Raw genomic sequence first — 2,784 nt, forward strand, 5'->3', positions numbered from 1 at the left:
CAGGTCGAGGGTGGGTACGGTCGCCACACCCACCCAGAATTTTTGAGTAACACCGGAGGAAAACGTGGCACTTCCCCAGCTCACCGAGGAACAGCGTGCTGCGGCGCTGGAGAAGGCCGCCGCCGCCCGCCGCGCTCGTGCAGAGCTCAAGGAACGGCTCAAGCGTGGCGGTACGACCCTCGCCGAAGTGCTGAAGCAGGCCGACGAGGACGAGGTCCTCGGCAAGATGAAGGTCTCAGCGTTGCTGGAGGCTCTGCCGGGCGTGGGTAAGGTGCGCGCACAGCAGACGATGGAGCGCTTGGAGATCGCGTCCAGCCGTCGTCTGCGTGGCCTCGGCGACAGGCAGCGTAAGGCGTTGTTGGCCGAGTTCAGCGGCGAGTGAGCGAGCAGAATCGCGGCTCGAGCGCGGCGGGCCCAACGGCCGGTCGTGAAAAGGACGGTGAGTCGGTGCCGGGCAGGAGCCCGAGGCACCGGCTCACCGTTGTCTCGGGGCCGTCCGGGGTCGGCAAGTCGAGCGTCGTCGCCGAGTTGTGCAGGCTGTGCCCGGACATCTACCTCAGCGTTTCGGTGACCACCCGTGCGCCGAGGGCGGGCGAGGTCGACGGCGAGCACTACCACTTCGTGGACCACGAGCGGTTCGCCTCCATGGTCGCCAACGGCGAACTGCTCGAACACGCTGAGTTCGCGGGCAACTGCTACGGCACACCCCGTGAGCCGGTGGAGCGGATGCTCGACCAAGGCCGCCCGGCGGTGCTGGAGATCGAGCTCAAGGGCGCCCGTCAAGTGCGGGCCGCCATGCCCGAGGCGCAGTTGGTGATGCTGCTGCCGCCGTCTTGGGACGAGCTCGTCAACAGGCTCACCGGCCGGGGTACGGAGCGGGACGACGCCGTGCGGGCACGATTGCGTGAGGCCGAGCGGGAGCTCAAGGCCGCAGACGAGTTCGATGCCCGCATCGTCAACGCCGACGTGCGAACCGCCGCGCGAGAGTTGCTAAGCTTGGTGATTGGCCGAACCACCGTTTGCGACGATACGGAGCACGATCAGTGACCGCGATTACTCTGGGTCCGCAGGGCGAGCAGCTCGAAGGCATCACCAACCCGCCCATCGACGAGCTGCTGGAGAAGGTCAGCTCCAAGTACGCTCTCGTGATCTACGCCGCCAAACGCGCCCGCCAGATCAACGACTATTACGCCCAGCTGGGCGAGGGACTGCTGGAATACGTGGGTCCGCTCGTCGAGCCGGGGCCGAGGGAGAAGTCGCTGTCGATCGCGTTGCGCGAGATTCACGCGGGTCTGCTCGAGCACACCGAAGGCGAGTAGTTCACCGGTGGGAACACGACCACGCGTCGTCCTCGGTGTCGGAGGCGGCATCGCCGCCTACAAGGCCTGCGAGGTGCTGCGAGGACTCACCGAGTCCGGACATGACGTGCGGGTCGTGCCGACCGCCGCGGCACTGAAGTTCGTCGGGGCCGCGACTTTCGAGGCCTTGTCGGGGCATCCGGTGCACACGGACGTGTTCACCGCCGTGCCCGAGGTGCAGCATGTCCGTGTCGGTCAGGAGGCCGACCTGGTGCTGGTGGTCCCGGCCACGGCCGACCTGTTGGCCAAGGCGGCCCACGGGGTCGCCGACGACCTGCTCACCAACACGCTGTTGACAGCGCGTTGCCCGGTGGCGTTCTTCCCCGCCATGCACACCGAGATGTGGGAACACCCGGCGACCCGCGACAACGTGGCGTTGCTGCGGTCCCGGGGTGTTGTGGTCACCGAGCCCGACTCGGGGAGGTTGACGGGTAAGGACACCGGGAAGGGACGTCTGGCCGACCCCCGGGAGATCGTCGACCTGGCACGGCTGTTGCTGGCGAGGTCGGACGCGCTGCCCAGGGACTTGGAGGGCGTGCGGGTCGTCGTGTCGGCGGGCGGCACTCGGGAGCCACTGGACCCGGTCCGTTTCCTCGGTAACAGGTCGTCCGGCAAACAGGGTTACGCCCTCGCCAGGGTCGCCGCGCAGCGTGGTGCGGAAGTGACGCTCGTCGCCGCGCACACGGCTGCCTTACCCGCTCCCGCCGGGGTGCGTGTGGTGTCCGTTTCCACCGCCGCCGAGTTGCAGACGGCGGTGGAGGACGTGGCCGTCGATGCCGATGTCGTCGTCATGGCGGCGGCGGTCGCGGATTTCCGTCCCGCCGAGCGGGCCGAGCACAAGATCAAGAAGCAGGACGACGATTCGGCGCCCACGGTGCTGCTGGCCCGTAACCCGGACATACTCGCCGGGCTCGTGCAGCGCAGGCGGCCGGGCCAGCTTCTCGTGGGATTCGCGGCCGAGACAGGTGACGAGCACGGTAGTGTGCTCGACCACGGCAGGGTCAAACTGAAGCGTAAGGGCGTCGATCTGCTCGTGCTCAACGCCGTCGGTGAGGGCAGGGCGTTCGAGGTGGACGAGAACACGGGCTGGTTGCTGACGTCCAGTGGTCTCGAACAGCGCATTCCGTTGGGTGCCAAGTCGGAACTGGCGGCCACGGTGTGGGATGCCGTGGCGGAGTTGGTGCGTGCGGGTGAACGGCGACAGTAGGCTTTGTCGCGTCAGCATGTCGAACGAGAATGAGGCGAGGAGCCGGTGAGCACGTCGAACCGCAGGTTGTTCACGTCGGAGTCCGTCACGGAGGGCCACCCGGACAAGATTTGTGACGCGGTCAGCGATTCTATCTTGGATGCCTTGTTGGCTGTTGATCCGCGGAGTCGGGTCGCGGTGGAGACGTTGATCACCACTGGGCAGGTGCATGTCGCCGGT

General features: G+C 67.3%; 5 protein-coding genes. All 5 read left to right on the forward strand.

Annotated features, from left to right (window positions below):
- The first annotated feature begins 64 nt into the window (after positions 1 to 64).
- Positions 65 to 382, forward strand: a complete 318-nt coding sequence (gene mihF / locus M7H19_RS10260) for an integration host factor, actinobacterial type (protein ID WP_005463640.1) — start codon at positions 65 to 67, stop codon at positions 380 to 382.
- Positions 379 to 1,047 carry a guanylate kinase gene (gmk, locus tag M7H19_RS10265; RefSeq protein ID WP_298180144.1) on the forward strand — a complete coding sequence of 223 codons (669 nt, stop codon included), beginning with the start codon at positions 379 to 381 and terminating at the stop codon, positions 1,045 to 1,047. The genes mihF and gmk overlap by 4 nt, the downstream gene beginning before the upstream one ends.
- Positions 1,044 to 1,319, forward strand: coding sequence for a DNA-directed RNA polymerase subunit omega (gene rpoZ, locus M7H19_RS10270; protein WP_015785911.1), 276 nt, complete (start codon positions 1,044 to 1,046; stop codon positions 1,317 to 1,319). Before gmk ends, rpoZ begins: the two co-directional genes overlap by 4 nt.
- A 7-nt stretch (positions 1,320 to 1,326) precedes the next feature.
- A complete protein-coding gene (gene coaBC / locus M7H19_RS10275) occupies positions 1,327 to 2,565 on the forward strand; it encodes a bifunctional phosphopantothenoylcysteine decarboxylase/phosphopantothenate--cysteine ligase CoaBC (protein ID WP_298180148.1) in 1,239 nt (412 codons plus the stop codon).
- Between the two features lie 45 nt (positions 2,566 to 2,610).
- On the forward strand, positions 2,611 to 2,784 hold a 174-nt coding region (locus tag M7H19_RS10280), incomplete at its 3' end, for an S-adenosylmethionine synthetase N-terminal domain-containing protein (protein WP_298180150.1).

Origin of the sequence: Saccharomonospora sp. (genome assembly GCF_027317685.1) — a bacterium.
Lineage (GTDB): Bacteria > Actinomycetota > Actinomycetes > Mycobacteriales > Pseudonocardiaceae > Saccharomonospora.